This is a genomic window from Paraburkholderia sp. RL17-381-BIF-C (assembly GCF_046026435.1).
Lineage (GTDB): Bacteria > Pseudomonadota > Gammaproteobacteria > Burkholderiales > Burkholderiaceae > Paraburkholderia.
The window spans coordinates 1-18,911 of record NZ_JARESX010000108.1 but is presented as its reverse complement, the minus strand read 5'-3'; the positions used below and the strand labels follow the sequence as shown (position 1 = coordinate 18,911).

Sequence of the window (18,911 nt, the reverse complement as noted above, 5' to 3'; positions counted from 1 at the left end):
GGCGAGATTCTTATCGAACTCCACAGCACCCGGAGGCTGCGTTTTTGAAGTGCTGTGCGGTGCGTCTGTGTCTTTGGATGCAGCTTGCAGGACCGGGGATGTCAACGCGATACCGGCGGCCATCGCAACAAAGAGCTTCTTCATATCTCCCCCTTGTAGATGTGCCACGTGACGACAGGGCATGTGTTGTCATCGTGCATTACAAGGGTATATGTCAGGGCGGACCCTTCCTTGACGCTCGTCAATGAGGCAGCTGGAGTCGATTCTCAAATGGTCGGATTCTCCATATGTGAAAAATGCCGTTCCATCGTCTGCGACTTGACCGAGGTCAATGACGCCTCCTTCGGAGGGACGAGCATGACGCAGTGGAGACGGCCGCGGTCTGGCCGACAGGCGGAATTCGTGGGAGCAATGATGAGCAAACTTGATGTGTTCGAGCCGGCTATGTGCTGCGCGACCGGTGTCTGCGGCGTGGACGTGGACCCGGCGCTGGTTCAGTTCAGCGCCGACCTTCAGTGGCTGGCTGAACATGGTGTCGAAGTCGTTCGGCACGGCCTCGGACACGATGCGGCAGCCTTTGCGGCAAATCCTGAGGTGGTACGGGAACTGCATGCGGGTATGGACCGTCTGCCCATCGCAACGGTGGATGGCCGGATCATCTCCGTCGGGGTGTATCCGTCACTTGCCCAATTGATTCAGAAACTGGGGCTCAAGATTCCCGCCGCCGAAAAGCCACACATCAAGGCTGGAGCTTGCGCTTGCAAGCCCGGCGAATGTTAACCGGCGCACCGATATGACACTTCCTGCCGTTACAACTCGCCATCTCTTTTTCACCGGCAAGGGCGGCGTCGGCAAAACGTCGCTCGCCTGCGCAACGGCGCTGCAACTGGCTGAAAAGGGTAAGGCCGTGCTGCTTGTCAGCACCGACCCGGCTTCGAATCTCGACGAGGTGCTCGAGACTCAACTCTGTGGGCAGCCGACCCCGGTCAACGGGTTCCCCAACCTCCATGCGTTGAATATCGACCCCGAGCTCGCTGCGGCCGCCTACCGCGAGCGAATGGTTGCTCCCTATCGAGGCGTGTTGCCCGATGCGGCAATTCGCAGCATGGAGGAGCAATTTTCTGGTGGCTGCACGGTCGAGATAGCGGCATTCGATGCGTTTGCCGAACTGCTGGGCGGTGGTATCACCGCGAAGGCGTATGACCACGTCATCTTCGACACTGCCCCGACAGGGCACACCTTGCGTTTGCTCACGCTGCCGTCGGCCTGGAGTAACTTCCTGTCGACTAACACAACCGGCAATTCGTGCTTGGGCCCGTTGGCAGGCCTCGAGCAAAACAGGCAACTATACGCCGCCGCCGTTGCCCAATTGACCGATCACGACCGCACTACCGTGGTCCTCGTGGCGAGGCCGGAGGCGTCCGCATTCCGTGAGGCGGAGCGAACCCGTGTCGAACTGGCCGACCTGGGGGTTCGAAACCTGGTGCTCGCGGTCAATGGTGTCTTCAAGGCGGTCTCTTCTGACGATGACATTGCTTGTGCGATGGTAGAACAGCAGGCTGCAGCCGTAAAGGCAATGCCACCGGGTCTTGCCGTACTTCCGCGAAGCGAAACGGGTTTTATTCCCAAGGGACTGGTTGGACTGGCCGCGTTAGACGCGTATTTGCACCCGGCGCGGATTGCCACGCCCAGCGTCGATGTCCGTCCTGGCGTGGAATTGCCTAGCGGCCTTCTGCCGCTCATTGACGAACTCGAGAAGGCGGGGCATGGCCTTGTCATGACGATGGGCAAGGGCGGCGTCGGCAAGACGACCGTGGCTGCGGCGATAGCGCTTGAACTGGCGCAGCGCGGCCATGCAGTTCTGCTTTCCACCACAGACCCGGCCGCGCACGTAGCATGGACGCTCCAGGAATCCCTTCCAGGCCTGAGTGTGAGTCGCATCGACCCGGAACTGGAGGTTAGCCGCTATCGCGCTGAGGTCCTCGCCAAGGCTGGGACTCAACTCGATGCGCAAGGTAAGGCGATGCTTGAGGAGGACCTGCGGTCGCCGTGCACCGAGGAGATAGCGGTTTTTCGCGCATTCGCGCGGACGGTGGATGAGGCCCGGAACGCTTTCGTGATACTCGACACGGCTCCAACCGGACACACCATTCTGCTCATGGATTCAGCAGAGGCCTATCATCGCGAAGTCATGCGTACGCAAGGCGATATGCCCGAAGCGGTTCGTCAGCTTCTGCCGCGGCTTAGAGACCCGCAGTTCACGCACGTGCTTATCGTGACACTCGCCGAAGCGACGCCAGTTCATGAAGCAGAACGACTGCAAGCCGACCTGCGTCGGGCACAGATTGAGCCATACGCCTGGGTCATTGACCAGAGTCTGCTCGCAAGCGGAACCCACGATCCGGCCCTCGCCGAGCGAGGGCGCTACGAAATGCCATTCATCGCGCGCGTTATGGAGCAGGATTCGATTCGGGTCGCTTTGTTGCCGTGGCAGGCGCGTCCACCCGTCGGGCTACGAGGGTTGGAAGAGTTGGTCCGCGGCCACCAGATAGAGCAGAAAAGCGCCTAGCGAGGGCGCGCCGTGCGTGCGCAAAGCGAGCGTGGTAGCGTTCCGCACTCGTACCTATGGCGGGACGAATTGCTCTGCATCGTGGACTGGTTTTTGTGGACGCGGCCAGCCGGACATCGCAGTCGAACTCTAAAAAAACAACTGCCAAAACTCTGGCGGTCAAACAAGGTGGGCGTTCATTTCACCCGACGTCCCACTGCGGCAGGCATGAAATGAAACAGGACACATCCCCGATTTTTCCGGAAGACGAGACCGTAGATGCCCCCGCCAGCGCCGCGGCGGCGTCTCGCAGCACGTGGGTCAGCGTCGCGGTGAATCTCGCCCTGAGCATCGGGCAGGTGATCACGGGCATCCTGTCCCGCTCGCAGGGATTGATCGCCGACGGAATTCATTCGCTGTCGGATCTGATCGCTGATTTCGTCGTGTTGCTGGCCAGTCACCACAGCAGGAAGCCAGTCGACGCGAACCATCCATACGGCCATCAACGTTTCGAGACTGGCGCATCGCTTGCGCTCGCGTTGATTCTGCTGCTGGTCGGCGGTGGGATGCTCTGGTCCGCGGTCCTGAAACTCGAACATCCCGAGACGATCCAGTCCGTGCAGCTCGCGGCGCTCTGGGTCGCACTTGCCGCTCTCGTCGCGAAGGAAGGCCTGTTTCGCTACATGCTTGCGGCTGCGACGCGCGTGAAATCGAGCATGCTGGTCGCCAATGCATGGCATGCGCGCTCGGACGCGGCTTCTTCTCTCGTTGTCGCACTGGGCATTGTCGGCAACCTTGCCGGCTATCCGTTGCTGGATCCGGTCGCCGCGCTGATCGTCGGCGGCATGGTGGTGAAGATGGGCGGGTCCTTCGGCTGGGATGCATTGCACGACCTGATGGACAGGGCGGCCGATGCCGCGGAGGTGCAGGCCATAACCGAAACGCTGCGCGCGACGCCGGGCATACTCGGCGTACATGATCTGCGCACGCGCAAGATGGGGGACATGATCCTCGTTGATGTGCATCTGGAGATCGATGCCGATTTGTCGGTCGAGCAGGGGCACGACATCGCAGTCGCGGCGCGTGCTTGCGTGATGGCGCGCCATCGCGTGCTCAACGTGATGACCCATGTCGATCCGCGGCGCCTGGGCGTCCCCGTGACCATGACTTCGACGCATCGAGGCGACACGGCGATATAGAGGCGAGCGACGTCGAGCGTCGATTTCAAGTCTCGACTTCGCTCATTTCCCATTCCTTATTTTTCAAGCTCCGCGCGAATTGACTGCAATTCCTTTCTACGTTCGGCGTTCGCCTTTGGATAGGTCATTTCGAGTTCCTCAAGCGTCTCAAGTACGACTCTCGACACGATCAGCCTCGCGTTCTCCTTGTCGTCAGCTGGCACGATGTACCAGGGAGCGCGTTGGGTGCTCGTTGCATTGAAGCATTCCTCATAGGCCTTCATATACTGTTTCCAGTACTTCCGCTCCTCGACATCCGCAACACTGAATTTCCAGTTTTTCTCAGGGTCGTCGATACGCTGCAGAAAGCGTTTGCGCTGCTCTTCCTTGGAGATGTGAAGGTAAAACTTGACGATTCGCGTGCCATTTCCGCAGAGGTGCAACTCCAGATCCTGGATTGATCGATAGCGGTCATGCCACACGGTCTTCTCATCAAGCAGTGCATCTGGAAGGCCCTCGTTATGGAGAATCTCGGGATGGACGCGTGCGATCAACACTTCCTCGTAGTACGACCGGTTGAAGATGCCGATTCGACCGCGCTCTGGCAGATCGCGGGTGGTGCGCCACAGAAAGTCATGCTGCAACTCAGTGGCGCTGGGATGTTTGAAGCTGAATACCTGACATCCCTGCGGGTTCACGCCAGACATGACATGCTTGATGGCGCCGTCCTTACCGGCCGCGTCCATCGCCTGGAAGATCAGCAAAATCGCATACCGATTGCTTGCATAAAGCAACTGCTGTAAAGCACTCAGGCGGCCGACGTGATCACCAAGCAATTGCTGATAGTGTTCTCGTGACTTGTACACGGGATCCACTTTTGTCGGCCATTTTTCGAGCTTGACCCTTCCACCTTCCGGGACACGAAACGCTCGCGAGTTGATCTCCATGTTGATCCTCGTAACCGCTCAATTCCATTGAAATTGTAGCCAGGGGACGCTGGCGTCATTACGGCAGTCGTGGCCGCGAGACAGGGGATAGAAGGCGCGATAGCTTATCTATCTGGTGGGCATCCGGGGGCCTGCCGGCAACCTGATCACGTAGATGCGGCCCGGCAGATCCCCTGCAACCTCGCTTTCAGAGTAGGTGAAGTAGACAAGTGAGTGCCGTTCGGTGTCCAGCACGCGGATGATATGGAGCGAGTCGAAACTTGGGTCCGCTTCGGTCGTGAATACTTGCGCTTGCCTGGGAACAGCTTCATCAACCCGGATGTTGCCTGTCTGATGGCAGGATGCCGTCAGGTCAGCCCCATGACTGATTCGTCCACTTCCCAGTGCGCCATCGGAATGCGACTCTGACACATAGCATGTCACGCCCTTTACGAGAGGATCGTCGTAAGCCGAAATGGCGATGTGGGAGCCATATCGCTGGCTATGTGTTTCAATCGTCGCCAGCTCTTTGGCTATCACTGCAGTGGTAGACGAAAATATCAGTAGTGCGCCCAGGATGCTTGCCCGCCCTGAAACCAGCTTGATCATCATCCACCTCCGGGTATTCGGTAGTCAGATCGTCGATCGCGCAACGTCGCAGCGATGGATAGCTGATTCAGGCTATTTCACCCGGAATTCAGCTACTTGACGCAGGTCAACGCCTGCGCGTTCACCCGGCGCCATTCTGAAAGTGGGTACCTGGTACGGATGGGGCGCTTGTCGGCACCGGACTGAACATTTTTTGTCCAGTGTCAGTTCATGTTTCATCCCAAGGAGAATGCGTCATGGCAAAGAGCGCAATCAGCGTCGCGATACAGAATCCCGCTCCCGCATAAAATGTTGCGCTTGCTCCCAACCTGTCCCAGAGCTCACCGGCCACTAGGCTTGCCACAAGAGTCGCCAATCCACCAGTGAGATTGAAGAAACCAAACGCTGTCCCTTTCAGATCGGGCGGCGCAGCTTTCGCGACCATGGTCGCCAGCAAACCTTGCGTGAGGCCCAGATGCAAGCCCCACAGAGCGACGCCGGTTAGCACGACTGGCCAGTGACTTCCGTGCGCAAGCACGACATCCGACAGAATCAGTACGACGAGACCAATGGCCAGTAGTCGGGTGTGGCTCATGGAGTCGGCTAGCTTGCCAAAGGGGTAAGCTGACGCTGAATACACCAGGTTCATAACTACCATGACGAGTGGTACTAGCGCCACGGGTATACCCCCTTGCATCGCGCGCAGGACGAGAAATGCTTCGCTAAACCGAGCAATCGCGAAAACCGCGCCGACAAATACCACCCACCAGTACGACCCGCTCAGCTTCTTCAGGTTTTCGAGTTTCAACGGATTGACGCGCGTCGCGCTTGACCGATGCGTAGGTTCCCTAACGCCAATCACAAGCAATCCGACTGCGACGATGCCGGGAATGACCGCCACCCAGAACACCATGCGGAAGTCGTTTGCCCAAAGCACCATCAAGCCGGTGGCGAGCAACGGACCCAAAAACGCGCCGACAGTGTCCAGCGACTGGCGAAGGCCATACGCGGCGCCGCGCAGATGCGGGGGAGTGATATCGGCCACGAGCGCATCGCGCGGCGCGCCTCGCACGCCTTTGCCGATTCGGTCTGCCACTCGCGCGGTCAGGACAATTCCCGCCGTCGGTGCTAGTGCGAATAGCGGCTTACTCAGCGCGCCCATGCCGTAACCAATGACAGCGAGCCATTTCCGGTTGCCAAGGTAGTCGCTTAGCGCGCCGGAAAAGATTTTCACGATGGGCGAGGTCGCTTCAGCGACACCTTCAATGAGGCCGACCATCACGGCGCTTGCCCCTAGACTCGTCACCAGGAACATCGGAAGAAGGGCGTGGATCATCTCCGACGAGATGTCCATGAACATGCTGACGAAGCCGAGCAACCAGATACCTTTGGGGATCTGACTGAGTGTGCGGGGGCGAGGCTTGATGTCGCTTTGCATTTTTCTCGATTCTGGAATTCACGATTTCGACGTCGATACGGTTGCACGTCACCTTATCGACGAAGTTGTGGGAGCAATTGATTGGTCCACAGCTGTGCGGCGCCGAAATTGCGTGCAACGTACCCTTTTTGCCAGAAGACTTCGCGCCGATCGTGTCTGCGAACCCTCTGGGACCCTATTTACGCCAATACCGTGCAGGCGATCCGCTATACGGTTGCCGTTCATATCGCGATGATAGCCGCAACCATGATTCCCGGTCTTGACCAGGTTCTCTCGCAAACGGACACCCGGCCGCGTATCCAGGCGTCCCTTCAGTGTCGAAAGTGCCCATTCGTCGACGCCGGCTTCAGACGTTTGCAACCGCTGTCAGCGAATAGTTGAGGAAGAAAGCAGGCGGCGCCATCCGTAACAGCATCATTTAATGTCGGTCAGTCGGACAACGCCGCTAACTCCACCACGCTTCACCAATCGGAGAACCCGGTATCGACTTGCCCCCCGCCCAGCCCCCTCTCGCAAGGCCCCTCAAAATTTTTGACTGCAGTTGACAAATAAAAATATGGCGTTTTAGACTCAGGTCACTCCCTCGAGGCCCGACAAAGATGTCCGCCCGAGGACCCGGCACAGAAGCCCCCTGACGAACGCGCCGTTCGTCAGGGGGCTTTTTTTGTGCCCGTTTTTTTCCTTGTTCCAGCGCTCACGTCTGGCGCCCATCTCTGGAGAACCCGCATGTTGCTGAAGCTGTCGGGCTGGATGCGTCTCGCCCTTACCGCAGGACTCGCACTGACTTCGCTCGCTTCGAGCGCCGCTGATCCCGTGAAGATCGGCTTGCTCGAAGACGCCTCGGGGAATTTCGCACTGGCCACGATTCCCAAGATTCACGCCACGGAACTCGCCGTCGACGAGATCAACGCGAAGGGCGGCATTCTCGGCCGCCCGGTGAAGCTGATCGCTTACGACACACAGTCGGACAACACCAAGTTTCAGGAACTGGCCCGACGGCTCGTGCAGACCGACAAGCCGGATGTAATTTTCGGCGCGTTCTCCAGCGCATCGCGCGAGGCGATCCGCCCGATCATGGACCGCGCGCATCAGCTCTACTGGTACGACAATCAGTACGAAGGCGGCGTCTGCGATTCGAACACCTTCGTTACCGGCGCGGTGCCCGAGCAGCAATTTTCGACGCTCATTCCGTGGATGATGCAGAAGTACGGCAAGAAGGTATACACCATCGCGGCCGACTACAACTTCGGGCAGATTTCGGCGGAGTGGGTACGCAACATCGTCAAGGAAAACGGCGGCACGATGGTCGGCGAGGAGTTCATTCCGCTTTCGGTATCGCAGTTCGGCCAGACCATTCAGAACATCCAGAAGGCGAAGCCCGACTTCGTCGTCACACTGCTGGTCGGCGCGAATCAGTCTTCGTACTACGAGCAGCAGGCGTCGGCGCATCTGAATCTGCCGATGGCGAGTTCGGTGAACGTCGGTCAGGCCTATGAGCACAAGCGCTTCAAACCGCCTGCGCTGAAGGACATGTACGTGACGGCGAACTACGTCGAAGAGGTCGATTCGCCCGCCAGCAACGACTTCAAGAAGCGCTTCCACGCGAAGTTTCCGAATGAGCCGTACATCAACCAGGAAGCAGCAAACGCCTACGACGCCCTCTACCTCTACAAGGCCGCGGTCGAAAAGGCGAAGTCGACGAATCAGGACGCGGTACGCAAAGCGCTCGAAAGCGGCGACATCTGCACGACCGGCGCGCAAGGCAAGGTCTGCATCGATCCGAAGAGCCATCACGCGAGTCACACGATTTATCTGGTGCACGTGAAGGAGGACCACTCGGTTGAGATTCCGAAGGTCTGGGAAGACGTGCAGCCCTACTGGCTCGGCAAGGTCGGCTGCGATCTGCCGAACCGGCCGGATCATCGTCAATACACGCCGTCGAACCTGCCCAAGAAGTCCTGATCCGAAGCCGGCGCGCGGGAAAAGCAGCATGCTCGCGCGCACCGGCCTCCTGAACGTGGAGCACGTATGGCCACTTTGTCGGTTCTCTATTCGCTCATCTATCAGTTCGGCGACAACTTCGCGTATCTGGTGCTTGCGGCGCTCGGTCTTGCAGTGATTTTCGGCATGATGGGGGTCATCAATCTCGCGCACGGCGAGTTCATCATGTGCGGCGCGTACGTGACCATCATCACGGCGAAGCACGGTGCGCCGCTGCCGCTCGCGATGCTGTCCGGCGCGCTTGCGGCGGCGCTCGCGGGCGTCATCATCGAACGGCTGGTGATTCGCCATCTCTATGACCGTCTGTTCGACTCCGTCGTGGCAACATGGGCAATCAGCCTGATCGTGCAGCAGACCATGCTGCTGGTCGCAGGTCCGTCGATCGAAGGGATCGGCACGCCGTTCGGCTCGTTTTCGCTTGGCGAGTATTCGTTCTCGACGTATCGTGCCGTGCTGCCCGGTATCGCGCTCGCCATCCTGTTCGGCCTCTACCTGCTGTTCTTCAAAACCAATTACGGCGTCTGCGCGCGCGCCACGATCCAGAACGCGAATATCGCGCAATGCCTCGGTCTGCGCACCGACCGGCTCTATACGCTGACCTTCGCGCTGGGCGCGGGCCTCGCGGGCCTCACCGGCGCGCTCTACGCGCCGACCATGACGGCGGTGCCGACCATGGGCAGCAACTTCATCGTGCAGGCCTTCGTGTCGGTAGTGGTTGGTGGTGCCAACGTGATCGCTGGCACGACACCGGCGGCCGGCGTGCTCGCGATCATCCAGACCGCGCTAACGGCGTCCTACGGGCAGCTGTTTGGGCAGATCGGTCTGCTGGTGACGGTCATCGTCGTGATCCGGCTGATGCCGCAAGGTCTCGGCAATCTCTTCACCCGCTTGCGCTAGGAGGCAGACGTGACGCAAATGAAAGGGCCTTCGACCAGCGCCGCAACGCGCGCGTTGCATACGGTGCCGTGGCTCGTGGCGCTATGTCTGCCGCTCGTGGTCGATGCGAACACCAGCGGCAATCTCGCCTACTGTCTGCTGTGGGCGTTCAGCGCGCTCGGGCTCGCCGCGATGTGGGGCTACGGCGGCATCCTGTCGTTCGGGCAGACCGCGTTCTTCGGGTTGTCGGGCTACACCTACGGTATCTTCACGCTCAACTATGGCGACACGTGGTTCGAGTCGTGGCTCGGGCTCGGCGCGGGCATCGTGGTGAGCATCGTCGTCGCTGCGTTGATCGGCTACATGATTTTCTATGGGCGCATCAAGGGCGTGTTCATCGGCATCGTCACGTTGTCGGTGACGCTCGTGCTCGAAACCTTCATGTCGCAGACGGCAGGGCCGCAATGGGCGATCGGCGAGGCGCGGCTGAACGGCTACAACGGCATGGGCGGCATGCCGCAATTGACCGTTCCGTGGCCGGGCGGCCCGCTCACGCTGGAGAACGTGAGCTTCTACTACCTCGTGCTGCTTCTGCTGATCGCGGTCTACGCGATCATGCGCAGGCTGCTCGACGGCACCTTCGGTTTGACCCTCATCGCTATCCGGGAGAATCCGCAGCGCGCGGAGATGCTCGGCGTCGATATCCGTCGTCATCAACTGATGGTGTTCGTGCTCGGTTGCGCGCTGGGCGGATTGTCGGGTGCGTTGTACACGATCTGGGGTTCCTACATCACGCCGTCGACAATGGGCCTCACCGCTGCCGCGATGCCGGTAATCTGGGTCGCAACGTCGGGAAGAAAGAGCATTGGAGGAACGATCATCGGCACCGCCTTGCTCGTGTGGCTCTCGCAGAATCTCGCGGTATATGGCAGCCAGTACGCGCTGATCCTGCTCGGTGCGATTCTGCTGATCGTCGTGCTGGCCGCGCCAGAAGGTCTGCTGCCGTTCGTCGCGCGGCATCTGCGGCGTCTGTCGAGCCGCACGAGCGGCGCTTCGCGCCACGCCGGCGCATGTCTGAAGCGAGAGGAGGGCAAATCATGACCACGCTGCTCGAAACGCGCGGGCTCAAGAAGCATTTTGGCGGCGCGCATGTGATCAATGGCATCGACTTCCGTATCGAGGCGAACGAGATTCGCTGCGTGATCGGGCCGAACGGCGCGGGCAAGAGCACGTTCTTCAAGCTCATCACGGGCGAGCATCGTCCGTCCGAAGGCAGCGTGATGTTTCTCGGCAAGGACATGAGCCATGTGCTTCCACACGAGCGCATCCGTATGGGCATGAGTATCAAGTTCCAGATTCCCGGCGTGTTTCCCGATCTGAGCGTGCGTCAGCATTTGCAACTGTCGCTGCATCGCGCGAAGGACGACCGGCCCGAGAGTCTCGACGAACTGCTGCGGCGCTTCATGCTGGAGAACGAAGAGCACATGCTCGCGCGCAACCTGTCGCACGGCAAGAAGCAATGGCTCGAAATCGCGATGGCCGTGTCGTTGCGGCCGAAGCTGCTGTTTCTCGATGAACCGGTGGCGGGCATGTCGGTGGAAGAGACGCATGCAACCGGCGAACTCATCAAGCGGCTGTCGGCGGATGGCCTCACGATGATGGTGGTCGAGCACGACATGACGTTTGTCAAGCAGATCGCCTCGCGCGTCACCGTGCTGCACGGCGGCAGTCTGCTCGCCGACGGGCCACTCGACGAGATACTCGCGCGCGACGACGTCGCGGAAGTCTATCTGGGGAAGAAGAAATGAGCGCGTTGCTGGAGGTGTCGAACGTTGAAGCGGGATATGGCGGCGGACGTGTGCTCAACGGCGTGTCGTTCGGCGTCGGGCGAGGCGAGGTGCTGGCCCTCATCGGGCGCAACGGGGTCGGCAAGACGACGTTGATGCGCGCGCTGATTGGTCTTGTCAGGCTCGATGCCGGCGAAATCAGACTCGAAGGCAATGCGATCGGCCACGACAAGCCGTATGCCCGGGCGCAGAGCGGTATGGGCTATGTGCCGCAAGGGCGCGAGATCTTCGGCGCGCTGACCGTTGCCGAGAATCTGCAGGTCGGCGCGCAGGCGAATCGGGCGCGCGCCGCGGGCATGAAAGAGAAAGTCGTCGGCTATTTTCCGATTCTGAAGAAACGCTATACGCAGAAGGCGGGAACCATGAGCGGGGGCGAACAGCAGCAGTTGGCGATTGCCCGCGCCCTGATCAGCGCGCCGAAGGTGCTGTTGCTCGACGAGCCGTCCGAAGGCATTCAACCGTCCATCGTCGATCTGATCGGCGACACGCTGCAGCATATCGCGCACGACACGGGTATCGGCGTGGTGCTGGTCGAGCAGGATATGGGCATGGTCGAGCGTATCGCGAATCGCTGCTGTGTGATGGACAAGGGCCGTATCGTCGAGACATTGAGCCCCGAACAACTCGGCGACGAACAATTGATTCGCCAGTATCTGGCACTGTGACGGAGAGCGGAACATGAAATGGCTTGAAGAATCGATCATGATGAAGCGCGGTGTCGGCGCCGATCGCGAGCCGGTGGAGCATCATCTCACCGAGGAGATGCAAAAGACCTATCACTACACGATCGGCCCTTATTCGCAGCCTGTTCTGCACGTCAAGCCGGGCGATCGCGTGGTGGTGGAAACGCGCGACGCCTTCGAAGGCAAGATCAGGGAAGAGACCGACAAGCCCTCGCAGGTGCTACAGGTGCCTTTCCTCAATCCGCAGAATGGGCCGATCATGATCGAAGGCGCGGAGAAGGGCGACGTGGTCGCGGTATATATCGAGAAGATGGCGCCGCGCGGCGACGATCCGCACGGCTTCTGCTGCATGATCCCGAACTTCGGCGCGCTGACCGGCACGGATTACACGGCGCTGCTCAACGAGCCGTTGCCGGAAATCGTACGCAAGATAAAGATCGACGAAGAGAACGTGTACTGGAGCAAACGCAATACGCTGCCGTACAAACCGCATATCGGCACGCTGAGTCTTTCTCCCGAAATCGATTCGATCAATTCGCTCACGCCCGACAATCACGGTGGCAATATGGACGTGCCTGACATGGGGCCGGGCAGCATCACGTATCTGCCGGTGCGCTCTCCGGGCGGGCGGCTATTCATCGGCGACGCGCACGCCTGTCAGGGCGACGGCGAAGTGTGCGGCACGGCCGTCGAGTATCAGAGCACGACGACCGTGCGCGTCGATCTCATCAAGAAGTGGCAGATCGACTGGCCGCGCCTGGAGAACGAGGATGCGTTGATGAGCATCGGCAGCGCGCGGCCGCTGGAGGACGCAACGCGCATCGCCTATCGCGAACTCGTGCTGTGGATGGCGGCGGAGTATGGCTTTGACAAGTGGGATGCGTACATGATGCTGAGCCAGGTCGGCAAGGTACGTCTCGGTAATTTTGTCGACCCAAAATATACGGTCGGCGCGATGGTCGCCAAGCACTACCTGAAGTAACGCATCAACCGGAAGAATCGAAGTAAGACGACCAAAGCGCGGAGCTTATGCGCCGCGCGCATCCGAGAGCACGTCAAGAAATGGCATTATCCGATCCCATCCGTGTGGGCCTGCTTAGCTCGACGACCGGCTCGACCGCGTTGCTCGAACAGTCTCAATGGCGCGGCGCGTGCCTCGCCGTCGAGGAGATCAACGCGCGCGGCGGCATAGGCGGACGCGAACTCGTCGCGCTTCACTACGATCCCGGCTCCGATCCGGCCGCCTTTCGGGAACTGGCGGAGCGGCTTATCGTGAAGGACGGCGTCAATACCATTTTCGGCGGCTATACGTCGACCAGCCGCAAGGCGATGCTGCCCGTCGTCGAGAAGCACAACCGGCTGCTGATCTACGCGCAGATGTACGAAGGTTTCGAGTATTCGGACAACATCATCTACAGCGGCGCGTCGCCCAACCAGAACGGTGTGCAACTCGCCGACTTCATGACGGAGACGTTCGGCGCGCGCGTGTACTTTGTCGGTTCGAGCTATGTCTATCCGTACGAATGCAACCGGACGATGCAGGAATTGCTGCTGCAGCATCCTGAAGGCGCGATCCTCGGCGAGCGCTATCTGTCGCTCGATGCCACGCGCGACCAGTTCGACCAGGTGGTCGCGGATATCGGGCGGAAGTCGCCGGACTGGATCTTCTGCACGGTGATCGGAGAGACGGTGCCTTATCTCTACGAGGCTTATGCGCGCGCGGACCTCGATCCGGCCAGCATGCCGATCGGCAGCCTCAACACCTCCGAGACCGAGATTCACGCAATGGAACGCGGCATCGCGACAGGGCATTTCACGGCTGCGCCTTATTTTCAGAGCATCGATACGCCGGAGAATCATCGCGCCGTGCGACATCATCAGGCGCGCTTCGGCGCGCACACGCCAACTGACATGAACTGGGAAGCCGCCTACTATCAGATGCATATGTTCGCGGAAGCGTTCGCGCGTGCCGGCTCGGATGAACTCGGCACCATCATGCCGCATCTGCTCGGCTCGGAGTTCACCGCGCCGCAAGGCCGGGTGCGCATCGATCCGGTCAATCATCACATGGCGCTTTATCCGCGCATTGGCCGCGTCAATGCCGATGGCCAGTTCACTATCCTGCGCGAATCGAAGTTCGCCGTCGGCCCGGATCCCTACATGACGCGTCAGACGCTCGGGGACTGGGTCACGAAATTGAGCACGCGGGACTACTGACGTGAGCGCGCGCCCGGACAGAGGCCAACGCAGCCTCACGAGTTCGATCCTCGAGCGCAATGCGCGCGTGGTCGTTTTTCATCCCGACGACGACGACGGGGTGACGCTCACGAACCACCTTCGGCGCATGGGCTTTCAGGTCGAGCGATGCTGGCCGCCCGTGGACACGCTGCCGGAGCGCGTCGACCTCGTGTTCCGTGCATTGCGGCCTGACGAGCGCGCGCCGAAGGGCGAATGGTCGGGACCGGATGCGCCGCCCGTGATCTGTGTGGTGGCCTACGAGAATCCGACCTTCATCGATCAGGCGATCAAGCTCGGCGCGGATGGCATCGTAACGACACCGGTGCGCGCTTCGGGATTGCTGTCCACGGTGGTGATGGCGCTATATCACGCAAAGCGTTCGCGCCAGCACGCGCAGCGTATCGCCAAGTTGGAACAGAAGCTGCTCGACAGCCGGCATTTGCAGGAAGCGAAAAAAATTCTGATGACCATGCATCGCGTGAGCGAACGCGAAGCGTACGACATGCTGCGCGCGCAGGCGATGGAGAAGCGCATAACTATCGACGACATCTGTCACTCCGTCATTCAGGCAGGCGAAGTGCTGCAGATTTCTCGCGGCATGACGTCAGACGAGGGGCGCGATAAAGAGTGAGCGTGCTGTCGCTCGATCGATTAACGGACACGCAAACACCTGCACAGGAGTTTCGAACATGGATCTACAACTGAAGGGTTTGAAGGCGATCGTGACCGGCGGCACCAAGGGTATAGGGCTCGCCATTGCACGCACGCTCGCAGCAGAAGGTGCCGAGGTCGCCATTTGCGCACGCGATCAGGCTGCCGTCGAGGCGACCGTTAGCGCGCTCGCCGAACTGAGCGGCGCGCGCGCATCGGGCGCGGCAGTCGATGTATCGGATGGTGCCGCGCTGAAAGTGTGGGTCGAGCGTATCGGCTCGGAGTGGGGCGGCCTCGACATCGTCGTGGCGAATGTGAGCGCGCTCGCAATCGGCAACGACATTGAATCGTGGCGCAAGGAATTCGAAACCGATCTGCTCGGCACCGTCAATCTCGTCGATGCGGCGATGCCGTATCTCGAAGCGAGCCGGGCCGCGTCGATCGTCGCGATATCGAGCGTCTCGGGACGCGAGATCGATTTCGCCGCGGGTCCTTATGGTGTGTTCAAGGCCGCGCTCGTTCATTACATGCAGGGGCTCGCGAACCAGCTCGCGTCGAAGGGCATTCGCGCGAACACGGTTTCGCCCGGGAATGTGTATTTCGAGGGCGGCGTGTGGGACTGGATCGAGCATAACGATGCGGCGCTATTCGAAAGCGCACTTGCATTGAATCCGACTGGGCGAATGGGGCGCCCGCAGGAAATCGCTAACGCGGTGGCATTCATCGCGAGTCCGGCGGCGAGCTTTGTGAGCGGGACGAACTTCGTCGTCGATGGAGCACTCACGCGCGGCGTGCAGCTCTGACACACGGTCAAATCAACAGGAGCATGGAATGGAACGAGGCAGTGCGATGGATATCGATCTGGACGCCCTGACGGTCGAGGCCGTGCAGGCGGGTTTCAAGGCGGGCACATTCACGGCCGAGCAGCTGGCGCGCGCCTGTTTCGACAGAATCGGGCGCGACAACGGCAAGTACAACGCAGTGATTTTCCTGAACCCGGCGGCTATCGACGACGCGCGCCGGATCGACGAACGGCGCGCTGCCGGCGAACCACTGGGTCCGCTTGCCGGCGTGCCGGTCGTCATCAAGGATCCCATGGACATGGTCGGCTTTCCGACTACCGCGGGATGGGCGAAGTTGTACAGCAAGAGAGGCGGCGTCGACCTGATGCCAGAGCGTGATGCGCCGGTCGTCGCACGGATGCGCCGCGCGGGTGCGATTCTGCTCGGCAAAACGAACGTCCCGATCCTGAGCCACACCGGCTCGCATGCGAACGATAGCTGGGCGGGCCCCACGATCAATGTCGTGATGCCCGATCGGGTGCCGGGCGGCAGCAGTGCGGGCACGGCATCGGCGGTGGCGTCGTGCATGGCCGTACTCGGCCTCGCGGAAGAGACCGGCGGATCGATTCAGAACCCCGCGTCGGCGCAGAACCTCGTCGGAATCAAACCGACTATCGGGCTGGTGCCGAATGCGGGCGTGGTGCCGCTGTCGGGTAATCGCGATGTGGTGGGGCCCATTGCACGAAACGTGCGGGATGCCGCGCTGTGCCTCGACGTGCTCGCGGGCTATTCGAGCGAAGACCCGAAGACACTCGCGAGCGTCGGCCGGCAACCGGAAGGCGGTTATACCGCGGCGCTGGACCCGAAAGCGCTGAACGGCAAGCGCATCGGCCTGTATGGCCCGGGCTGGCGCAATCAGCCTTTGTCCGATGAAGCTGCCGCGCTGTATGAGCGGGTCAAGGACGAACTGGTCTATCTGGGTGCGATTCTTGTCGACGATCCGTTCGCGGGCTCGGGGTTCGCCGAACTGAGGAAGCCGACTCCGCCGCTGGCGCATTTCGATGCGCGCGGTCTGGAGTCGATTCCGTACGATCTGGAAAAGTATCTTCAGCGGCTCGGCAAGCATGCGTCGCTCAAGACCTTCGCGGAATTCGCTGCGGCGACGAAAGATGACGATGCTTTTGGGGCGCAAGGGATACTGCGGTATCTGCATAGCCTCGCGGATTTCACGGCCGCGCTGGCTGATCCATCGGTGCCGCCGGAGATGCCTGAGTTTGTCGAAGTGAAGGCGCGCTATCTGCGGATTTTCAATGCGGTGATGGATGCGCAACAGCTCGATGCACTGGTGTTTCCGCAGATGCGAGGTGAACTGCCTCCGCTTCACGGTCAGGATGTCATTCAGGAGACGACGGTAGGCGAGATCAATATTGCGGGCTTGCCGGGGATTGCGGTGCCTGCGGGGTTTTATGCGTCGGGTGCGCCATTTGGGTTGATTTTTGTGGGGCGGCAATGGGATGAGGGGGCGTTGTTAGGGTTTGCGTATGCTTATATGGCCCTCACTCCGCGCTCGGATCGGCAACGCGACGAGCGTTGATCACGATGACGTCACGCGCCAGGGTCATTCGCATCTTACCCACGGCGAATCTACGGGGCGGTCCGATCTCCTGACCGGCCCCGGTTAACCGGCGGCTGCGACGGCTTCAGGTCGCAAGCTCGCATGGAATCGTCCACTTTCACGAGCCCTCGTTGATGCGGCGAGGGCGATTTGCTGACGACGGGCTTCACGGGATATCGCGCTGATGTGGTGGTAGAACGGCGCAGCTTTCTTGGAGGTGACTGGCTCGCCGGACGAAGCCCATATGGCCGATAGTGCTCGTACGTAAAACTATCCGCCTGAGAGCCGTCGGTATCGCTTCACTATTAAGCATCAGAGTTCAGATCGGAAAATTCCCAGACATTTTTACGTATTTTTTGGAGCCACGTAAAACATCGCTGTAAAAAGATAAGACGTAATTCTATCAGGACGACACAAGTGGACATAATCCACGGTGTCACTTAAAGACCGTGTCCGGGCCGACCCGCCACGCAACGCCGGCGTGACTTTCCGGCAGCGGACATCGCATGGGCACAACGGGCACACTGGTATTTCATCAGCCAACCGGGCCAGATGAGCCGTTCTGGCGGCGGTATGAGGAGCTGTTCGAAGTGGGTGTCGTGTATCCGGCGCCAGACGGCGTCAACCGGGTGGGATCACCCATTGAACTTGCCTCACAGTGCTCGAATTCACCCTTCCGAATTGTGCGTCTTGCGGTAGCTACGAATGGTCGTCATGGCGTGAGAAGAGCCAGCGGTCGCGCCTCTGTTTGACGGACCGTTGTGGGTCGACTTCGGAAGATCGCGGCTCAAAGCAATTGCGCTGCGCATCGGCTTTCGACGGTTTTCCGGGTTAGGCCAGGAACCGTCGATCAGCAAGAGGTGCAGTTATTGAAACCTCGTGGAAGGAGGGAGGGAAGGACGGAAAGACGGACCATGGAGCAGACATGTCTTTCCGTGCACGCAAGCTCACCCGTGGAGCCCTCGGCTGCCTTCCGACTTTTACGCATCGTCAGCGCCCGACGACGTTCATGCCGATCGCATCACTATCGTAATTTCATCCGGCGCTTCGGATCCTTAGCCGCGCCTGCATTTCTTGAAAAAACCTCGAACGGATATTGCTTGACGAATAACTCGCGCATAGCCAGTTCGCAACGTCGTCATGCTGGGCCCATTTCGAATATTGATTATAACTGGCGTGATACCGCTGAGCCGGCGGTGGCCCTCGGGACCCGAGACCGGACTGATCGGGCGGAGCTGCGGCCACGAAACACGGGCATTAGCGACGGAAGTCGCGGAATTGCCGGGAAGGGGCCGGCGGGGAAAAGGAGCACGGTGCAAAGTGTAGTGCTTTACCGGTTCTTGTCCGCTCCCGCCAGAGGTGCGAAAGCGTCGCCTGGACGAAATTTGCGTCTCTTTCTCACACTTGGTATGTTTGTATGATATTCATAGTGATATACTCGCCCCGGCATCGACGCCTGCCAGCGATTCAATGTATCGGGTGATATTTTAATCGTGCAATCGGCTGGAAGCGCGCGAGCGGACAGGTGCACGCACGGCAG

Annotated in this window: 16 protein-coding genes; 13 read left to right on the top strand and 3 right to left on the bottom strand. The window is 60.2% G+C overall.

Annotated elements, in window-relative coordinates; all coding sequences use genetic code 11:
• Positions 1-411 precede the first annotated feature (411 nt).
• The 3 genes from arsD (at position 412) to P0D70_RS33970 (ending at position 3,747) form a co-directional block, all read left to right on the top strand.
• Entirely contained in the window at positions 412-780 is a 369-nt protein-coding gene (gene arsD / locus P0D70_RS33980; RefSeq protein WP_408187742.1) for an arsenite efflux transporter metallochaperone ArsD, read from the top strand.
• 13 nt (positions 781-793) lie between these two features.
• Positions 794-2,569: an arsenical pump-driving ATPase gene (arsA, locus tag P0D70_RS33975; RefSeq protein ID WP_408187741.1), complete on the top strand. Its 1,776-nt coding sequence runs from the start codon at positions 794-796 to the stop codon at positions 2,567-2,569.
• A 212-nt stretch (positions 2,570-2,781) separates the two neighbouring features.
• Positions 2,782-3,747 carry a cation diffusion facilitator family transporter gene (locus P0D70_RS33970; protein ID WP_408187740.1) on the top strand — a complete coding sequence of 322 codons (966 nt, stop codon included), beginning with the start codon at positions 2,782-2,784 and terminating at the stop codon, positions 3,745-3,747.
• 56 nt (positions 3,748-3,803) lie between these two features.
• On the opposite strand, the gene P0D70_RS33965 is transcribed toward P0D70_RS33970, so the two are convergent.
• The 3 genes from P0D70_RS33965 to P0D70_RS33955 form a co-directional block, all read right to left on the bottom strand.
• Positions 3,804-4,673, bottom strand: coding sequence for an ADP-polyphosphate phosphotransferase (locus tag P0D70_RS33965; protein WP_408187739.1), 870 nt, complete (start codon positions 4,671-4,673; stop codon positions 3,804-3,806).
• Between the two features lie 108 nt (positions 4,674-4,781).
• Positions 4,782-5,261, bottom strand: coding sequence for a CreA family protein (locus tag P0D70_RS33960; protein ID WP_408187744.1), 480 nt, complete (start codon positions 5,259-5,261; stop codon positions 4,782-4,784).
• Positions 5,262-5,469: 208 nt separating this feature from the next.
• Entirely contained in the window at positions 5,470-6,678 is a 1,209-nt protein-coding gene (locus P0D70_RS33955; RefSeq protein WP_408187738.1) for an MFS transporter, read from the bottom strand.
• A gap of 726 nt (positions 6,679-7,404) precedes the next feature.
• Between P0D70_RS33955 and P0D70_RS33950 the strand changes: the two genes are divergently transcribed.
• From P0D70_RS33950 to P0D70_RS33905, 10 genes are all read left to right on the top strand, one after another.
• Positions 7,405-8,640, top strand: a complete 1,236-nt coding sequence (locus P0D70_RS33950; protein ID WP_091801246.1) for an urea ABC transporter substrate-binding protein — start codon at positions 7,405-7,407, stop codon at positions 8,638-8,640.
• 66 nt (positions 8,641-8,706) lie between these two features.
• Positions 8,707-9,576, top strand: coding sequence for an ABC transporter permease subunit (locus P0D70_RS33945; protein WP_408187737.1), 870 nt, complete (start codon positions 8,707-8,709; stop codon positions 9,574-9,576).
• Between the two features lie 18 nt (positions 9,577-9,594).
• Positions 9,595-10,656, top strand: a complete 1,062-nt coding sequence (locus P0D70_RS33940; RefSeq protein WP_408187743.1) for an ABC transporter permease subunit — start codon at positions 9,595-9,597, stop codon at positions 10,654-10,656.
• Positions 10,653-11,363, top strand: coding sequence for an ATP-binding cassette domain-containing protein (locus P0D70_RS33935; RefSeq protein WP_408187736.1), 711 nt, complete (start codon positions 10,653-10,655; stop codon positions 11,361-11,363). The genes P0D70_RS33940 and P0D70_RS33935 overlap by 4 nt, the downstream gene beginning before the upstream one ends.
• Positions 11,360-12,067, top strand: a complete 708-nt coding sequence (locus P0D70_RS33930) for an ABC transporter ATP-binding protein (protein ID WP_091801237.1) — start codon at positions 11,360-11,362, stop codon at positions 12,065-12,067. The genes P0D70_RS33935 and P0D70_RS33930 overlap by 4 nt, the downstream gene beginning before the upstream one ends.
• Before the next feature lie 13 nt (positions 12,068-12,080).
• A complete protein-coding gene (locus P0D70_RS33925; protein ID WP_408187735.1) occupies positions 12,081-13,067 on the top strand; it encodes an acetamidase/formamidase family protein in 987 nt (328 codons plus the stop codon).
• 80 nt (positions 13,068-13,147) lie between these two features.
• Positions 13,148-14,302 carry a transporter substrate-binding domain-containing protein gene (locus P0D70_RS33920; protein ID WP_091808686.1) on the top strand — a complete coding sequence of 385 codons (1,155 nt, stop codon included), beginning with the start codon at positions 13,148-13,150 and terminating at the stop codon, positions 14,300-14,302.
• A 1-nt stretch (position 14,303) separates the two neighbouring features.
• Positions 14,304-14,954 carry an ANTAR domain-containing response regulator gene (locus P0D70_RS33915; protein WP_091801231.1) on the top strand — a complete coding sequence of 217 codons (651 nt, stop codon included), beginning with the start codon at positions 14,304-14,306 and terminating at the stop codon, positions 14,952-14,954.
• Between the two features lie 58 nt (positions 14,955-15,012).
• Positions 15,013-15,777 (top strand): SDR family NAD(P)-dependent oxidoreductase, encoded by a 765-nt coding sequence (locus tag P0D70_RS33910; protein ID WP_408187734.1) that lies wholly within the window; start codon positions 15,013-15,015, stop codon positions 15,775-15,777.
• A gap of 28 nt (positions 15,778-15,805) precedes the next feature.
• On the top strand, positions 15,806-17,350 hold the full coding sequence (locus P0D70_RS33905; RefSeq protein WP_408187733.1) for an amidase: 1,545 nt from the start codon (positions 15,806-15,808) through the stop codon (positions 17,348-17,350).
• The last annotated feature ends 1,561 nt before the right edge of the window (positions 17,351-18,911 follow it).